Raw genomic sequence first — 16567 nt, forward strand, 5'->3', positions numbered from 1 at the left:
ATTGGAATTTATGTCAATAAATTCTAGTGTCCAGCACTTGTTAACTTCAGATCCGTTTTGCGCGCACCACAATCTTCTGATCCTGATGATCCTTGACAAAGAAAAGAAACTGTTCGCCGCCATCCTGAAGCTTCCATTTCTTCCGAATCTCCTGGACGGTTAGTGGAAAATTTCTAGTGGCAACATTGGCCTTACCCGGTTTCAGTTGTTTCTTCAGGATTGCCTTAGTGTAGGGGAGGACCTCCACTACCTCGAACCGTCTTCCTGGATAACTCAATATATCTGGGTCGGTGTAAAGGTGGGTGTGAGCCGCTAGTTTGGACAAACCCATTTCCACTGCGAACCCATCATGCTGATTGGCTTTAACCATGGCCGGGTTTGGATCGTAGAGATAGGCCGAAACAGTTCCCATCTCAGGGTGCCTTATATCCCTGGTCCAAGCAGAAGTATAGGATTGAAATCCTCCTGTTCTCAGCAGATTAGAAGAGACTATATTGACGGGGCCATCATATTCACGACTGCAGATCCAAAGCAATTCTTTGACCTCTCCTTGTACGGCCACCACATGAATTTCTTTCACAGAATTGAGTTCCCTGAGTCCCTGGGAGATGTCAAGCATGGGCGATGTCTTGATCATCACATTGGGCGCAAATCCCAAAAGCTTATCTAATTCCGTGGTCATATCCGGTTCACAATCTGCCAGGAAGTACACTTTGCCCTTGGTTTTATTTCTCCTTGAAGGATCAATAAAGATCCAATCCGGCTTCAGGTCCTTGAGGCCCTGAAGACCATCCGAAGAATGAACGGAGATATTGTGGGCACCAAAAGCTTTGAAGTTGTGGGCTGACAGGCCAGCCAATTCGGAATTCAATTCAAAGTAATCTACTCGCTCAAATTGTTTAGAGAACCAATAGCTATCAACTCCCATACCACCGGTGATATCAACAAATGATTGCCCACTAACCAATTTAGCTTTGTATTGTGCAGTAGCCTCGGAGGAGGATTGTTCCAAACTGATCTTGGGTGGATACAGTATAGCAGGGTTCTTATGCCAGCTAGGTAATTTGGTTTTTGCCTTTCGTAAACCCTGAAGTTGTTGAGCCAGTTGTGAAGAGGAGAGACCTGGAAATTTCGATTTTCCCAAGGCCAGGTCCGCAGGACTCCCGCGATAATCTAACAGGAATTGATGGACTTCAGGGCGTATCAGCTCTTTCATTCTTGCTCCAATTGTTGAACAACACAATACAGGCCGATAGCAGCCGCCTGTGCAACATTAATGCTACTGTTGCGCCCATACAGCGGGAGATGATACACCTGATCTCCTGCCATTTCTAATACCTCCTGTGAAACTCCTCTGTTTTCGGCACCAATGATAAAAATAGTCTCGCCATTAAGTTGAGCTAATTGAAACTCCTTTATGGGCCGACTCTCCTTCGTGATCTCCAAAGCAAGAACATGGGCCCCTTGATTCAATTTTTCCTGAAGAAAACGAGGCAGATCACTTTCCTCCCGAAATGTCATCCATTTCTCGGCTCCTCGTGCCGTTCGCCGAAGCCGATCGGAGTCCGTGTTGATGGATGCATTGGCAAAAACCACTTCCTTGACACCAAGTCCGTCCGCTAAACGAAGTATGGACCCTATATTGGCCGGCCCATTGACCCCATCGCAAACCAGGGTCAGCGAAAAACTGGGTTGATGCCTGACCACTTGGTCATGGTTTAGCTGAGTCATCAGAATTCGAAGGCATACTTGATAATATTAGCACCCATTCGCAGCGCTTTTAGTCTGACCTCAGGTGGGTCGTTGTGAATCTCCGGGTTTTCCCAGCCATCCCCCAAGTCACTTTCAAAGGTGTACAACAGCACCAAACGACCTTCGTGCACCATACCCAAGGCCTGCGGGCGTCCACCGTCATGTTCGTGGATCTTCGGAAGACCATTAGGAAAGGGGTAATAACTACTAAAGATGGGATGATCTATACCCAACTCGATCAGTTCTTTATTGGGAAACAACTTGTCCAATTCCTTGCGCAAGTAAGTGTCCATTCCGTAATTATCATCGATGTGCAGAAAACCACCACTCAACAAATAATTGCGTAGGTTTTCAGAATCTTCTGCCGTAAAGAACACATTACCATGACCGGTCATGTGTACGTAGGGATAATCGAACAGATCTAAACTGGAGGGCTGAACCTCGGCTGGATTTTGGTCGATGTTGGTTCCTAATTCCTCATTACAGAACCTAGCCAGGTTGGGCAGAGCGGTTGGGTTGGAATACCAGTCTCCACCGCCACCATATCGCAACACCGCTAACTTTTGAGCCTGAATGGGAACGGTCAGTAATAATAGGATGAACGCAAGTGGCTTCATAGGGCAAAGTTACGAAGCGGAAGCTGGATTCTAGAACTGCTTTCTTAGAAAGTTTTCATAAATATTGAAATTCCGAAATCGCTGAATAGCCCAGCATAACTGCCTTCAAAGTGGTAAACTTTTATCGGGAGCTACTAATCCGCTTTCTATTAACCCATCGAAGTTGTAGTTTTATGATCTCATGATATCGCGCAAGATTGCATACCCATCACTAACCGTCGTCATGCTGTTTTTGGCCATGATCAACCAGGCGGTATTCGCTATGCCGCAAGAATCGGAAACACCACACACAGAGGATAGCTATGCGCAGTGGAAAGAGATGGCCAAAGATGCGGCCGAAGAAGAGGACGTGGCCAGGGCTATTTCATTTGCCCAGCGCTACATTCAAGAGTCTTTAGACCTGGAATTCGCAAGAAGTGAGGCTTTTAGTGACTTCTATGATGACCCCCAATTTCAGCAGTTTCAGAACAGCTACCTGGTAAAAGGTAGGTGGGGTTCCCTGGTTTATATCTATGCTGGGCTTATTGGCCTGTTCATCGTGGTGATGTTCAACCTACAACCCAAACAGGATAGGGTTGCCACCGTACTGTTGAGCATATTGATCTTTATTCACGCATTCTTCATTATCCATGTTGGGCTGCACTCCATGAATTACGACCTGTATTACCCGCACTTATACAGCAGTTCAACCATCTTCTCATTATTGTATGGCCCGCTCTTGTATTTCTATTTCAAGCGGATAAAAACCGGATACCGATTCAAGTGGCGGGATCTGCTCCATTTGGCTCCCACCTTAGTACTCATCGGGCTTTTTATCCCGGTGTTCATTCTTCCGGCCGACGAAAAGCTGAAAATCATGCTGGGCGTGGGTATTTACCAAGACAGAGCTTACGGATTAGAGATCAGTTCAGGGAAGATGTTATCGTTGATCATCTACAGTTTTCTGACCGCTAGACTATTCTTTAGAAACAAGAACAAGATCACCACCCCAGAATACTTACCCATCTGGAAATGGCAGCGCAATCTTGTCAGTTTCCAGGTCTTGTTCACCCTTGTTTATGCTATTTACCTGATCTTACTGGTGACCAACCAATTGACCGGGCCATTCTTTCACCTGCAATTGATCACACTATCTGGTATGGTTCTTTATGTAGCCTACATGGCCTATACCAATCCTAAGACCTTGCTTGGGTATCAGTTGGAGGCCTCATTTTTGAAATACAAGAACTCCGGTCTTACAAATTCCTTCTCCAATGAATTAAAGGACGAAATGATCCGCTTGTTGGAAGAAGAAAAGATATTTCAACATAACGATATTAACCTCAATACGATCTCGGAACGACTTGGAACGACCCGGCATAATGCATCCCAGATCATCAATGAACATTTCAACCTAAGTTTCTTCGAACTGATCAATCACTACAGGATCAAAGAGGCTAAGCAGATCTTTGAAGAAGACGTTGCTGGCCAAAAGAATATTATAGAAGTAGCTTATGAGGTGGGTTACAACAACAAGGTGACCTTCAACAAATCGTTTAAGAAACTTAACCAACTGACTCCCTCACAGTATCTTAAAAAACTTAGGCAAGAAACTCCTTAAGGCTAGGGATTAGCCAAATTAAAGAGGTGGCAGGCTACAATACCTGCAGTCTCCGTGCGTAATCTCGACTTCCCAAGACTTACGGGTTCAAATCCAACTTTCAATGCAAGATCGACCTCTTTAGGTGTAAAATCACCTTCTGGCCCGATCAAAACAACCACCGGTCTACCAGTCTGTAATTGATCGTTAAGGAGCTTGCGAGGCGACTCTCCGCAGTGAGCAATGAAGAGTTGGGTATTGACCGGCCAATCCTTTTTAATGTATTCTTCAAAACTCAGTTGGTCCTGGATCTTAGGAAAGATATGTTTGAGCGACTGCTTAGCTGCACTTACGATTATCCGTTCCATCCTGGCTAGTTTCAGAATCCGCCTTTCACTGCGGTCACAGATGATCGGACTGATGGTATGAATGCCGATCTCCGTGCTTTTTTCCAGGAACCACTCCATACGATCGTTGAGTTTGGTTGGGGCAATTCCGATCTCCAGGGTCGCATCAGGTTTAGCTTGTTTACTTACCCTTACAATGCGTCCCTGGCTTCTTTTGTCGTCGGCCAGGGTGACTTCAACCGTAAACAATCCTCCCTTACCATCAGTAACTGAGAGTGAGTCTCCCACTTTCTTTCGTAAGACCCGGATCAAATGACGGCTCTCCTCCTTATCGAAGTGAACTTCAGATTGAGAATCATCGATATCTGGTTGATAGAATAACTGCATAGGCGTAAATTGAGTGAAGTAAATTAACTACTTCCTTTTTAATCGCATATTCTTCTTGATGGGGCCTTTAGTGTAACCTTTAAAGTAGAAAGGAATTGCTATGCTTCCTGCCTTCCTGATCACAAAGTGCAGGTGAGGAGTGGTGGTAAAACCTGTATAACCCGAAATCCCAATGGGTTGACCTGTTTCTACACGCTCACCTAAGGACACCAGCACACCCTCAAAATCCAAATGAACATAGGAAGCGATGGTTCCGTCGTCGTGCAATATATTGACCAGGTTCGCTTTGTCCCTAAAGTCCCGACCACCACGTTCAGTAAACTGATCCCGGGTTCGTATGACGAGTCCGGAACGAGCTGCGGTAATTGTATCCCCCACCTGAGTGTTGATGTCCACGGCGTACTTGGATTGCTCTGAATCATGAGAAAATTTACCTCCAAAACCTTGAATGACTTTGTATTTCTTTCCTCTAGAGAAGGGTAGCTCATATAAGGTTCCGTCGGCCTCTGCCCCAGGATTTCCCATAGTACCTCTCAGGGAAATATAATCGGATGGGTAGATCTCTGAGGTGTCCTTTACCATCTTAATGGGAAGCCGCAATGCCTTGAAGAGTGTGTCCTTGGGGGGAATAATAGCATAATCGATCACCTTAACGCTGTCCTTTATGCTATCCTTAGGAGTGATATAAAACTCAATATCAACCAATAGATTGTTGATCACGGCAATGTCAATGCTGTCGGTTCCGATGTATTTTTTAAGGCCTATATCCTGGGAAGTTGCCTGAAGGCAGATCATTAAAAGAGGAAGGATGATTCTCAATCTCATACTCCAAGGATTGCTAATTGCTTTCAATTGTGACAGTTTCAGTTTCAGAGTGAAAAACGGGCTTTGGCAGTGACTGATGTATCACTGATCAATCCTCTTTCCAATTTTAGCTGGCCAACCATGGCTATCATGGCTGCATTATCTGTGCAAAATTCGAATTTAGGCACATAAGTCTTCCATCCCAGATCCTTACTAGCCAATTCCAAGGCCCTCCTGATTCCGCTGTTGGCTGAGACACCACCACCAATAGCGATCCGGTTAATGCCAGTCGTTTTAACGGCTTTTTTCAACTTGTCCATCAGGTATTCCACAATGGTGTACTGGATGCTGGCACAGATATCATTCAGGTTATTCTCTACAAAGTTGGGGTCTTCTTGCGTTTTTTTCTGAACGAAATAGAGCACGGCCGTTTTTAGTCCGCTAAAGCTGAAATCCAGTGGCCCAACCTGCGGTTTGGGAAATGGAAATGCCAGCGGATCTCCTTCCTGGGCCAGTTTATCCAAAACCGGGCCACCCGGGTAGGGAAGTCCTAAGATCTTGGCCGACTTGTCAAAAGCTTCACCAACCGCATCATCCAAGGTTTGACCGATGACTTCCATCTCAAAATAATCCTTTACCAAAACGATCTGGGTATGACCTCCGCTGATGGTCATGGCCAAAAATGGGAATTCCGGTTTTTCCTGTTCGGGTTCGTCGATAAAATGAGCCAGGATATGAGCCTGCATGTGATTCACCTCGATAAGTGGGATATTTAGCCCCATGGCCAAGGATTTAGCAAAGGAGGTTCCCACCAAGAGTGATCCCATCAAACCCGGTCCACGGGTAAAGGCAATAGCGCTTAGCTGTTTTTTATCGATATTTGCTTTAACCAAGGCCTGATGAACAACCGGTACTATGTTTTGCTGATGCGCACGAGATGCCAATTCTGGCACAACTCCACCGTATTCTTCATGAATTTTCTGAGTAGCTATCACATTAGAGAGGATTCTGCCGTTCTGAATAACGGCAGCAGCCGTATCATCACAGGATGATTCGATTCCGAGGACGCAAATATTTGAAGAATTCAATTCGGGCACAATTATTGGATGCAAAAATAAACTATTAGGTAGTCATCAGGAAATTCAAGAAAATACTGAAACGTACTCTAGCGATCATACTGATCCTTTTGGTCAGTATAATCGTTATTCTTTCTATTCCTGCTGTCCAGACCCGCATAGCCAAAATAGTCACTAACCGGATCAACGAGGATTTCGGGACCAAAATCAGCATCGACCGCCTAGGACTCAATTGGAAAGGGCAGATCGACGTCCGCAAGATCTACATCGAAGATCATCAACAGGATACATTGATTGCCGTAGACCGCTTGAATACGACCATTCAAAGTGTTCGCAACTTACTGAACGACAAGCTGGATTTTGGAGATATCCGATTGCGCGGGACCAGTTTCTACATCACCACCTATCCTGGAGACGAGGAACACAACCTGGATATCTTCCTGGCCAAGTTCGATTCTGACAAACCTCCCAGCACCAACCAAAAGGTCTTTGAATTATTTGCTACCCGCATCCTGATAGAAGATGGGCGGTTCAGGGTTATAGATCTGAACGATGAAGAACCTCTTGCAGTCCAGTTCGATGATCTTTTCATCGATATCCAAGACTTTTTGATCTACAACGAAGACATCTCGACCAGGATCAACCACCTTTCGCTAAAGGCACTCAAGGGTTATGAGATAGGGGACCTGGAAGGCGACTATTGCTACAATTCTGAAAGGATGACCCTGGAGAACATGTTGCTCACCACCGAGGATTCTCAGATCAAAGGGGATCTGTCCATGGATTATGCCGAAAAAGGCATGCAGGACTTTAAGAACAACGTAAAACTTATTGCAGACCTTAGAGATTCTCGCGTTTCCACTAACGATATCAAGGTGTTCTATGATGAGTTTGGTTCGAACATCGATATTCTGGTCGAAGGGAACCTGGAAGGTACACTGAACTCCTTCATCTTCCAGAATGTTGAGTTGAGCACGCTCAGTTCCAGGGTTCAGGGATATTTTGAGTTCGACGATCTTTTCCAGGATGATAAAGGTCTTCGTTTCCGCGCCTACGACCATATCATACGTTCTAACCGGCGCGACCTCACCAGACTTCTTCCTGACATTTTGGGCACCTCCTTACCCCCGGAATTGGCAGAACTTGGCTATTTCACCCTGAGAGGAAATACCGTGCTCGACCTTGAGCAATTGGCTGTAGAGAGTCAATTGGAAACCCTGCTGGGACAGGCCGAAATCGACATTGACATGGAGGATATTAGTCAGATCGACACGACCACCTATGGTGGGACGGTCATTACTGATGGATTCAATCTGGGGCCTCTTCTGGGATTCCCTGATCTGCAACAAGTTACCGCCGATGTCCGCGTTGACGGGAGTGGTTTCAGCCGAGAGACCGTAAACACCTTGATACAGGGGAGAGTGGATTCGCTCCGATTTATGGACTATAACTACAGCAATATCCAGGTTGCCGGGACCTTTAGTAAACCGGAATTCAATGGTAAGGTGCAGATCGATGATCCAAACCTCCAAATGGACTTTAACGGGCTTGTAGATATTACCCAAAGCTTTAACCAGTACGATTTCACAGCCGATGTGGAATACATGGAACTGAATCAGCTGAATCTGATCAAAAGGGATAGTATCTCCGTCTTTGCGGGAGAGGTCAATATGAAGATCTCCGGGACCAGTGAAGACGATGTTCAGGGTACCATCGAGTTCAAAGAGACCTTTTACCAGAACGAAGAAGAAGACTACTATTTTGACGACTTCCTCATCATAGCCAATCGAAATGGGGAGGATCGATCCATCGAAATACGTTCTCCGGATATCCTGAACGGTAGCCTCAGAGGGCAATTTGAGATCCTGGCTATACCGGATCTGTTCCGAAATGGCATTGGTAGCATCTATGCCAATTATCAACCCCAAGAGGTCACGGACAACCAATTCTTATCCTATGAATTTGAGATCTATAATAAGATCGTGGAAGTTTTCGTACCGGAGATTCAATTGGGTGAAAACACCAAGATTAGAGGGTCTGTGTCGTCGGATGAGTCTGAGTTTAAACTCAATTTTAACTCTCCTGAAGTGCTGTTATACGGCAATTATCTAAATAAAGTAAAACTTCAGGTTGACAATGATAACCCTATATACAACACATATATATCAGTTGATTCAATTCACACAGACCAATACCGGGTAACAGACCTCAGCTTGATCAATAAAACCTTGAACGACACCCTTTACATCCAGTCTCAATTTAAAGGAGGCGACCAAAAAGAAGACCGCTTCAATCTCTCACTTTACCACACCATTAATCCGAACGGGAAGTCAGTGGTCGGCATGAAGCGTTCGACCATAGAATACAAGGAAAACACTTGGTACCTGAACAAGGAGAACAATCAGAACAACAAGGTGGTGTTTGACAACGACTTCCAGGATGTCAAGATCGACTCCCTGGTACTGAATCACGAACAGGAATATATTCGAATGGCCGGTATGCTGAAGGGCAGCAATCAGAAAGATGTGCGGGTAGAGTTTTCCGAAGTGAACATCGACAATATCACGCCCAAAATCGATAGCCTGGAGCTGGATGGCCGGGTTAACGGCAGTCTCCGCCTGTTGCAACAGGAAGGAGCTTATCTCCCCACTGCAGATGTTGAGGTCACTGGTGTTGAGATGAACGAGATCCCACTAGGAGACCTGACCCTGGATATAACCGGAAATGAAGACCTGACCTATTACCAGGTGGATAGCCGCCTGGCCAATGAACAGACCACCCTATTCAGTCTTATTGGGGGAGTGGATACGACAAATGACAAGCCCATTTTGGACCTGGATGTCAATTTCCGGGAATTCAAGCTGGCGACCATAGAACCTTTTGTTGCCGATATCTTCTCGGATATTCGAGGCGATCTCTCGGGGCAATTTAAGGTGTCCGGAGTCTACGATTCCCCGGAAATGGACGGTCAGCTCTTTTTGGATGGCAGCGGGATGAAGGTTCCTTATCTGAACCTGGATTTCGACTTGGCCGACAATACCCTGATATTTTTAGACAAGCAATCATTCAACCTAAGCCGGACCACTATCATCGATACCGAATACGGCACCGAGGCTGCGCTATTCGGCTCTGTAACCCACGAAGACTTCGGAAACTGGAATATGGACCTGAAGGTAGAGTCCGATCGCATGCTCGTTCTAAACACACCACCGGACGAAGACGAATTGTATTACGGAACAGCCTTTATCAGTGGAAATGCTCAATTTTCGGGGCCCTTGGACGAATTGACCATAGATGCAGCTGCTACCACAGAATCCGGAACCACTTTTAAGATCCCTATTAGTGATGCTCAGTCCATAGGAGACGATTCCTTCATTTATTTTATTTCCCCGGAAGAGAAACAGGCACGGCTGTCTGGTGAAGAGTTTGAATCTAAACGCGTAAAGGGCCTTACCCTAAACTTTGATCTAGATATCAATGAAAACGCTGAAGTTGAGATTCTGGTGGACCAAACCAACAATTCCACTTTAAAAGGCAGAGGAGTGGGAACGCTGTTGATCCGGATCAACACCCTGGGTAAGTTCGACATGTTCGGGGATTTCCTAGTGATCAACGGGACCTATGATTTCAAATACAAAACCCTGATCCAAAAGCAATTCGAGGTGTTGTCAGGAGGTAGCATTACTTGGGATGGTAGTCCCACCGGAGCGAACCTGAACCTCAGTGCCAAATACAACACCAGAGCCAATCCATCTGTTTTGCTGGACAATCCAACAGCCAACCGCAAGATCCCGGTAGAAGTGCTGATCGATCTTTCCGGCGAGATCCTGCAACCAGACCTGGACTTTCGCATTGATTTTCCTGAAACATCCTCGACCTTGAAAGCAGAATTGGAATATAAACTCCAGAATGATCAGGAAAGGGAATCCCAAGCGCTCTTCCTAATATCGACAGGCTCTTTCCGAGGGGATACAGGAGCATTCACCAATGCCGGAGGGTCTTTGGTTACGGAAAGCGTAAACGCCATTGTAGCTGATATCTTTGCCGGAGATGACAACAAATTCTCCGTTATTCCTTATTACGAGACAGGATCCCGGACGATCAATCAGGAAACTGCAGACCAATTGGGCGTAGAGTTGACCACCCAGATCTCTGAACGGATACTGATCAATGGGAAGGTAGGAATACCGGTAGGTGGAGTTACGGATACCCAGGTTGCCGGCGATATCGAGATCCAATGGTTGGTCAATGAAGACGGCAGTATGCGAATGAGCTTCTTTAACAGACAGGCAGATATCCAGTTCATAGGGGAGGACCAGATCTTCGAACAAGGTGCAGGTATCTCTTATTCCGTAGACTTCGACACCTTTAAGGAATTAGTTGATAAATTATTCAATAAGGAGATTTCCCTGGAATCGGAAGAGGAGAACAACAACATAGTACCGGACGACAACTCCTATCCGGTCAATTTCAAGCCCAAGAACGACAATTGACCTAGGCCCCGGCAATCATAGAGATCTCCACGTTCACATATTTTGGCAGATTGGCAACCTCTACCGTCTCACGGGCAGGTGCTGTAGCTTCGTCGAAGTATTGCCCATAAACCTCATTTACCGCAGCAAAATTTTCCATATCACTGACAAAAATGGAGGTTTTGATCACATTAGTAAAATTCATAGAAGCGGCCGCCAATACGGCTTTCAGGTTCTCCATGACGAGTGTGGCTTCCTCTTTTATCCCCCTTTGAACAATTCTCCAGTAGTGGGGTCGATCGCGATCTGTCCTGAGGTGAAGACCAGATCCCCGTATCGCACGGCCTGGTTGTAAGGACCGATGGGTGATGGGGCGTTTGGTGTATTGATGATATTAGCTGCCATATTATTGGTGTTATAATTGTCTGTCTGGTTCTCTACGTTGTTCCCACTTGATATCGCTGAGCATACCGGATTTGATCCCGATATAGAAGTACCAGGCCGTATTCCGCGCTCCGATAGGGGTCCAGTTAAAACTCATCTGCCAGCTTTCCAGGTCTCGTTGGAAGCGCAAATTGGTCAGGGTCACCCCCTTGTTCTTAAAATCGTAACCCGAGGATATACCCACACTCCATCGCGGCGATAGTTCTACGTTAGAACTGAACATCAGGGACTGGGAGGTTATCTCATTCTGCCGTTGGGCATTGGAATAGGTCATGGTATAAGCCAGCCTAAAGGTCCAGGGGATCTCGTTCTGATACCAGGTATTGCTGATCGGCCCGCGGTCCGGGCCAGTCTGAACCGGATCAAATCGACCGGCATTGATGGGGGTCGCATCTCCAAACAGATCATCCGGACGCCCTCCATTTCTAAATGTCTCACTATTAAAGCCTTCTTCTCGTTCTTGCTCATCAGAACGCCCCCTTTGGAAATCCTTGCTGGAAAAAGAGTAGTTGATCGAAATATTCCCCTGTGTCAGCCTGAACAGGCTACCGCCATTATCGATGTTCAGGGTATTGATCCGTTGATTGTTGTTATTGAGGGCGTAGATATCCAGGGTGCCGTTGAAGTTGAAATCGAGCTTTTCCACAATTGGTATACTTCCGGTAAACCGCACCGGGCTCAGATTGAGGGAATCTGCCGCAAAATCGTAACCGGTAGAGAAATTAAGGTTGTTGATCAGGGAGATCTTCTTGGGGTCAGTGGCCGTAGTATCCCGGTCCCTGACCTTAGCTTCGATGGTATTACTGAGTGAGAATCCCAGACTGCTGCTCAGATTCTCTGTCGGGGCTCCAAACAGCGTATTTTGAAAGCGAGAGTAGGTGACCACCTGATCGGCCACTTCGGGGTCAGCCGAAGGAACGACATATTCATCATAGAACTGATCGAAGGAAGGCTGAATACTGTATCCGATCTGAGGCCTCATCACATGGCGTATGGCCTGAATCTTTTTATCCTCTCCAAAATTAAATGTACCATAAACGGTTGTTCCTAAACTGGCATTGAAGTTATAGGTCCTGTAGGCATCAAATCCAGAGACGGTGTCGGTTACCACAGCGCCTTCTCCATTGTTGGCTTCTTCATCGTAGCGCTGGTCAAAGGTTCTTCCCACCCAGGTTTCCTGGTAATTGGCGCCCATAGAGGCACTGAGGTAATTGAATATCTTGAAATTAGTACTGATCGGGATGTTGTGCCTAGCACCTATGCGGGCATCATCGAACATCTCTGATTTAAAGAACAGGGAATCTGTTGTAGTGATCTGATTCTGGGCACTAAGATCATACTGCATGTTGATATTCTGCAATATCCCCTTTTTGGTACCGGTTTTTGGTGCAAAAGGAAAGATACGGGAAACAGTTGCATTCAGGTTCGGCAAGGTCATGTTGATGGTCTCCGTATTCGTATTTTGTGAATGGGTGGCCGCCAGGGTCACATTGATCTCCGGTTGAGTTTCAAATGTCCTAGAATAAGAGACCGAAGAGGCCAGGGTATTGACCAGTGAACTGGCATTATTGGTCTGGTTAATGGACTGGGCGTAATACTGGCTACTTCCCAGGTTCACCGAGGCTGAGAATCGGGAGTTGGGGCTGGCTTTGGCGTCCTGGTTGTGGTTCCATCGTATGTTGTACAAACGCGATTCACTAAAGTCCGGAAAACCTCGCTCACTGTTGATCAGGTTTTCCAACCTAAAACTCAGATTACCTCGGAACTTATATCGCAGGGCATAGGCTGATTCCAGGCGCAGACCATAACTACCATTGGTGTAGTAATCCCCCAGAACCGTCAAGTCCACATAATCGTTGATTGCGAAATAATAGCCCCGTTCTGGAAGAAGAACCCCCTGTTGTTGTTCTCTCCAATGTTTGGTATGACTACCCCAGAAGCCCGGTCGTCCGTCAATGGAAAAAAGGCAAATGGTAAACCGATGGGTGTCGGCACATCGGCGATATACATATTGGTGAGCCCGGTTACCACTTTACTTCCCGGTACGAACTTGGCTTTCCTTGTGTAGAAATAGTACTCAGGGTCGTCTATATTTTCTGAGGTAGTGAACTTCACCTTGCTCAGGAAATAGACAGAATCGTTCTCCTTTTTGGTCACCTCGGAGATCACATTGAAACCATTTTGTTCTGTCTTGGAATTGTAGACCAGGGCTTTTTGGGTATCAAAATTAAATCGGATGGAATCCGGCTCAACCCTGTTGTTAGCCTGCACAAATATCGGAGACTGAGAATACACCCCTGCACTGTCTATTCCTTTGGCATAGACCTCGTTGGTATTGTAGTCCAATATGATTAGACCGGCATCGATCCGCATATCCTGGTAGATCACATAGGCCTCGTTGTACAGAAAGATCCTGTTGGTCTTACGGTCCAGGTAGACATAATCCTCCCCGTAATACTCCACTATGTCCTGTAAGAATTCTTCGGCCGCAACAGTGTCTGTCCTCACTGTATCGGCCAAGACCTGGTTAAATTCGGCACCTACAATGGGCCGGGTAAGAGTGGTATCACTTACCGGGCCAGTGATGGAGTCCTGACGACTACCCGCCGTTATCTCCACTTGCTGACCGGGTTGGATATCCTGTGCACGAATGCCCTCAACAAGTAAAACTGGGACAATCAGGAGCAAAAAACCGAATAAAATTTGCGTTCTGACTTGCAAGATTACGGGCTAAAAATTCGTATTTTTCTGACAAATTACGGTTGGCCTGAACAAAGTAGGTGATTTTATTGGTTGACGCAATTGGGTGCACCCCGCGTTTTTAGGTCTATCAAATGTGGGGTTAACCTGACAACATTCACCACTTTCGGCTCGTTTTTTGATGGGTTCAAAAGTACGTATTTTTATTTGGGCTTTGAGTTTTCGAGTAACAAATAAGCCGCCTAACACTAGTACAAGCATGAGATCAAATTTGCTCGGATTCCTACTTATAATTTTTTCATTGGGTGTCAGTGTTCCTTTTGAAGCGCGCAACAATGATACCACAAAACCCTTTATTGTTGTTCTTGATGCCGGACACGGAGGCAAGGACCCCGGAAATCTGGGGAACGGATACAAAGAGAAGGATATTGCCCTGGATGTAGTCAAACGGGTAGGGAAGATCCTGGAAAAGGATGAACGCTTTAAAGTGATTTACACCCGGACTACCGATACTTTTCTGGAATTGCACGAGCGTGCAGCTATTGCGAATAGATATGACGCCGATGTCTTTGTATCGATTCATTGCAACTCGCATCACACACAGGCCCATGGTGCCGAAACTTTTGTTATGGGACTGAATAAAAGTGATCAGAATCTTGACACTGCAAAAAAAGAGAACGAGGTGATCTTCCTAGAGGACAATTACGAGGAGATCTATGCTGGATTCGACCCCCGATCGCCTGAAACTCTGATCGGGCTATCGCTGATGCAGGAGGAATACCTTGATCAGAGCATTATGCTGGCTGGCTTGATCCAGAACAACATGGTCAATAATCTAAGACGCAAGAACAGGGGCGTTAAACAAGATGTATGGTGGGTGCTGCACAACACCTACATGCCAAGTGTTTTGGTGGAACTCGGTTTCCTGACTCATAATTCCGAAGGTCATTATGTCAATTCGCAAGAAGGCAGAAAGGACATGTCCGAGGAGATCGCCAAAGGTATAGTTGCATATAGGGATAACATCATGTTGGCCACTGCAAACAATGTGAAGCCGAAGATCACTGAAAAACAGGTTGAGGAAGTTACAGAATCCGTGGTGAAGAATATTTATCCCGGGATCGAATTTAAAGTGCAATTGGCTGCCGGTAAACGAAAAATTTCACTGAAACCTGCCCAGTGGAATGGGCTGGTGAATATAAGCAGGAATCAAGAAGATGGCCTTTACAAGTATTACTATGGGGCCACATCAGATTACAATGAAATTCAGATCATGAAGGGATTTACCAGAGAGAAGGGGTATTCTTCCAGTTATGTAGTGGCCTTTAGGGATGGTCAGAAAATTCCGCTACAGGAAGCCCTCAAATCCAGAAGTAATTAGGGTAGCCATACTCAATTTATTTCTACCTTTGTTTTCGTCTTAAACTCTACCCGTTGAATCGCTCACGAGAAATCAAATCCGGAATTCTGGCAATTGCAGCCATTTTGTTGTTCATCTTTGGATATAACTTCCTCAAAGGCTCTAACCTCTTAAATTCCAAACGGATATACTACGTCCTGTACGAGAATGTGGATGGCCTTGCTCCGTCGGCACCCGTTACCATCAACGGATTGCAAGTTGGACGCGTAGAGCAGATCAATTTTGCCAACGACCAAGGTGGGCTAGTTGTCACCTTTTCTGTAGACAGTGACTTTCAATTCTCCAAGGAGAGCATGGTAGAGATCTACAGCAGTGGTTTCATCAGTGGAAATAACCTGGGAATTAAACCCAAGTACGACATCAACAATATTGCCGTATCAGGCGATACCCTCACCGGTACAATAACGAAAGGGATGCTGGATGGGCTCATGGATACCTTTAGTCCATTAGAAGGAAGCATCCGCTTGACTCTGGCCAGGCTAGATACAGTTCTCTACGATATCGACGACATACTAAATGATGAAACCAGAAACGATCTGAAATCGGCTATAGCAAGTCTGGATGCCACCATGGCCTCCGTTAAGGGCATTACCGCGAATACCAAATCTTTACTGGCAGATAACCGAGAAAGCCTGGATAGAACCATTCAAAACCTGGATACCACAACGGCTAACTTTGCTCGCATTTCGGACTCTTTAGCTCAAATAGAAACGGCAAAAATCGCTGCTGACCTACAAGCAGTTGTAGACGATTTCAAACAGATAACTACCCGTATTGAGAGCGGGGAGGGCACCGTTGGTAAGCTGCTCTACGACGAGGCCTTATACGATAATTTGGCCGGCGCATCCAAGGAGTTGGAGGAACTACTGGCTGATTTCAAGGAAAATCCGAAGCGCTATGTGCACTTCTCAGTTTTTGGTAAGAAGGCACAACCCTACGAAGCTGAACCACAAAATCCCCCAGAATAAG

At 46.0% G+C, this 16567-nt stretch carries 10 protein-coding genes and 2 pseudogenes; 4 read left to right on the top strand and 8 right to left on the bottom strand.

All coding sequences use genetic code 11. The annotated features are described in order from the left end of the window. Nucleotides 1-46 precede the first annotated feature (46 nt). The 3 genes from BST85_RS05140 to BST85_RS05150 are packed head-to-tail and all read right to left on the bottom strand — an operon-like array spanning nt 47 to nt 2369. Complete coding sequence (locus BST85_RS05140) at nt 47-1216, bottom strand: THUMP-like domain-containing protein (protein ID WP_104812273.1); 1170 nt, start codon at nt 1214-1216, stop codon at nt 47-49. After that, nucleotides 1213-1731 carry a TrmH family RNA methyltransferase gene (locus BST85_RS05145; RefSeq protein ID WP_104812274.1) on the bottom strand — a complete coding sequence of 173 codons (519 nt, stop codon included), beginning with the start codon at nt 1729-1731 and terminating at the stop codon, nt 1213-1215. The genes BST85_RS05140 and BST85_RS05145 overlap by 4 nt, the downstream gene beginning before the upstream one ends. After that, on the bottom strand, nt 1731-2369 hold the full coding sequence (locus BST85_RS05150) for a DUF4159 domain-containing protein (protein ID WP_104812275.1): 639 nt from the start codon (nt 2367-2369) through the stop codon (nt 1731-1733). Before BST85_RS05150 ends, BST85_RS05145 begins: the two co-directional genes overlap by 1 nt. A 181-nt stretch (nt 2370-2550) precedes the next feature. Between BST85_RS05150 and BST85_RS05155 the strand changes: the two genes are divergently transcribed. After that, nucleotides 2551-3969 carry a helix-turn-helix domain-containing protein gene (locus BST85_RS05155; protein ID WP_104812276.1) on the top strand — a complete coding sequence of 473 codons (1419 nt, stop codon included), beginning with the start codon at nt 2551-2553 and terminating at the stop codon, nt 3967-3969. 2 nt (nt 3970-3971) lie between these two features. Here the strand turns inward: BST85_RS05155 and BST85_RS05160 are convergent, their stop codons facing one another. The 3 genes from BST85_RS05160 to tsaD are packed head-to-tail and all read right to left on the bottom strand — an operon-like array spanning nt 3972 to nt 6598. Continuing rightward, nucleotides 3972-4682 (bottom strand): 16S rRNA (uracil(1498)-N(3))-methyltransferase, encoded by a 711-nt coding sequence (locus BST85_RS05160; RefSeq protein ID WP_104812277.1) that lies wholly within the window; start codon nt 4680-4682, stop codon nt 3972-3974. 27 nt (nt 4683-4709) lie between these two features. Further along, nucleotides 4710-5507, bottom strand: coding sequence for a M23 family metallopeptidase (locus BST85_RS05165; RefSeq protein ID WP_104812278.1), 798 nt, complete (start codon nt 5505-5507; stop codon nt 4710-4712). A 44-nt stretch (nt 5508-5551) separates the two neighbouring features. After that, nucleotides 5552-6598 (bottom strand): tRNA (adenosine(37)-N6)-threonylcarbamoyltransferase complex transferase subunit TsaD, encoded by a 1047-nt coding sequence (gene tsaD / locus BST85_RS05170; protein ID WP_425427878.1) that lies wholly within the window; start codon nt 6596-6598, stop codon nt 5552-5554. Between the two features lie 74 nt (nt 6599-6672). Here tsaD and BST85_RS05175 point away from each other — a divergent pair, with 74 nt between their 5' ends. Then, entirely contained in the window at nt 6673-11055 is a 4383-nt protein-coding gene (locus tag BST85_RS05175; protein WP_245917640.1) for a translocation/assembly module TamB domain-containing protein, read from the top strand. A gap of 1 nt (nt 11056) precedes the next feature. Here BST85_RS05175 and BST85_RS05180 read toward each other — a convergent pair. Both BST85_RS05180 and BST85_RS05185 read right to left on the bottom strand, forming a co-directional pair. After that, a pseudogene (locus BST85_RS05180) lies at nt 11057-11439 on the bottom strand (Rid family detoxifying hydrolase). A gap of 10 nt (nt 11440-11449) precedes the next feature. Continuing rightward, nucleotides 11450-13851: pseudogene (locus BST85_RS05185) on the bottom strand (putative LPS assembly protein LptD). Nucleotides 13852-14437: 586 nt separating this feature from the next. Between BST85_RS05185 and BST85_RS05195 the strand changes: the two are divergent. Together BST85_RS05195 and BST85_RS05200 are read left to right on the top strand one after the other, a co-directional pair. Next, complete coding sequence (locus tag BST85_RS05195) at nt 14438-15559, top strand: N-acetylmuramoyl-L-alanine amidase family protein (RefSeq protein ID WP_104812281.1); 1122 nt, start codon at nt 14438-14440, stop codon at nt 15557-15559. 53 nt (nt 15560-15612) lie between these two features. After that, on the top strand, nt 15613-16566 hold the full coding sequence (locus BST85_RS05200) for an MlaD family protein (RefSeq protein ID WP_104812282.1): 954 nt from the start codon (nt 15613-15615) through the stop codon (nt 16564-16566). Nucleotide 16567: the final 1 nt, after the last annotated feature.

Origin of the sequence: Aureitalea marina, from assembly GCF_002943755.1 — a bacterium.
GTDB lineage: Bacteria > Bacteroidota > Bacteroidia > Flavobacteriales > Flavobacteriaceae > Aureitalea > Aureitalea marina.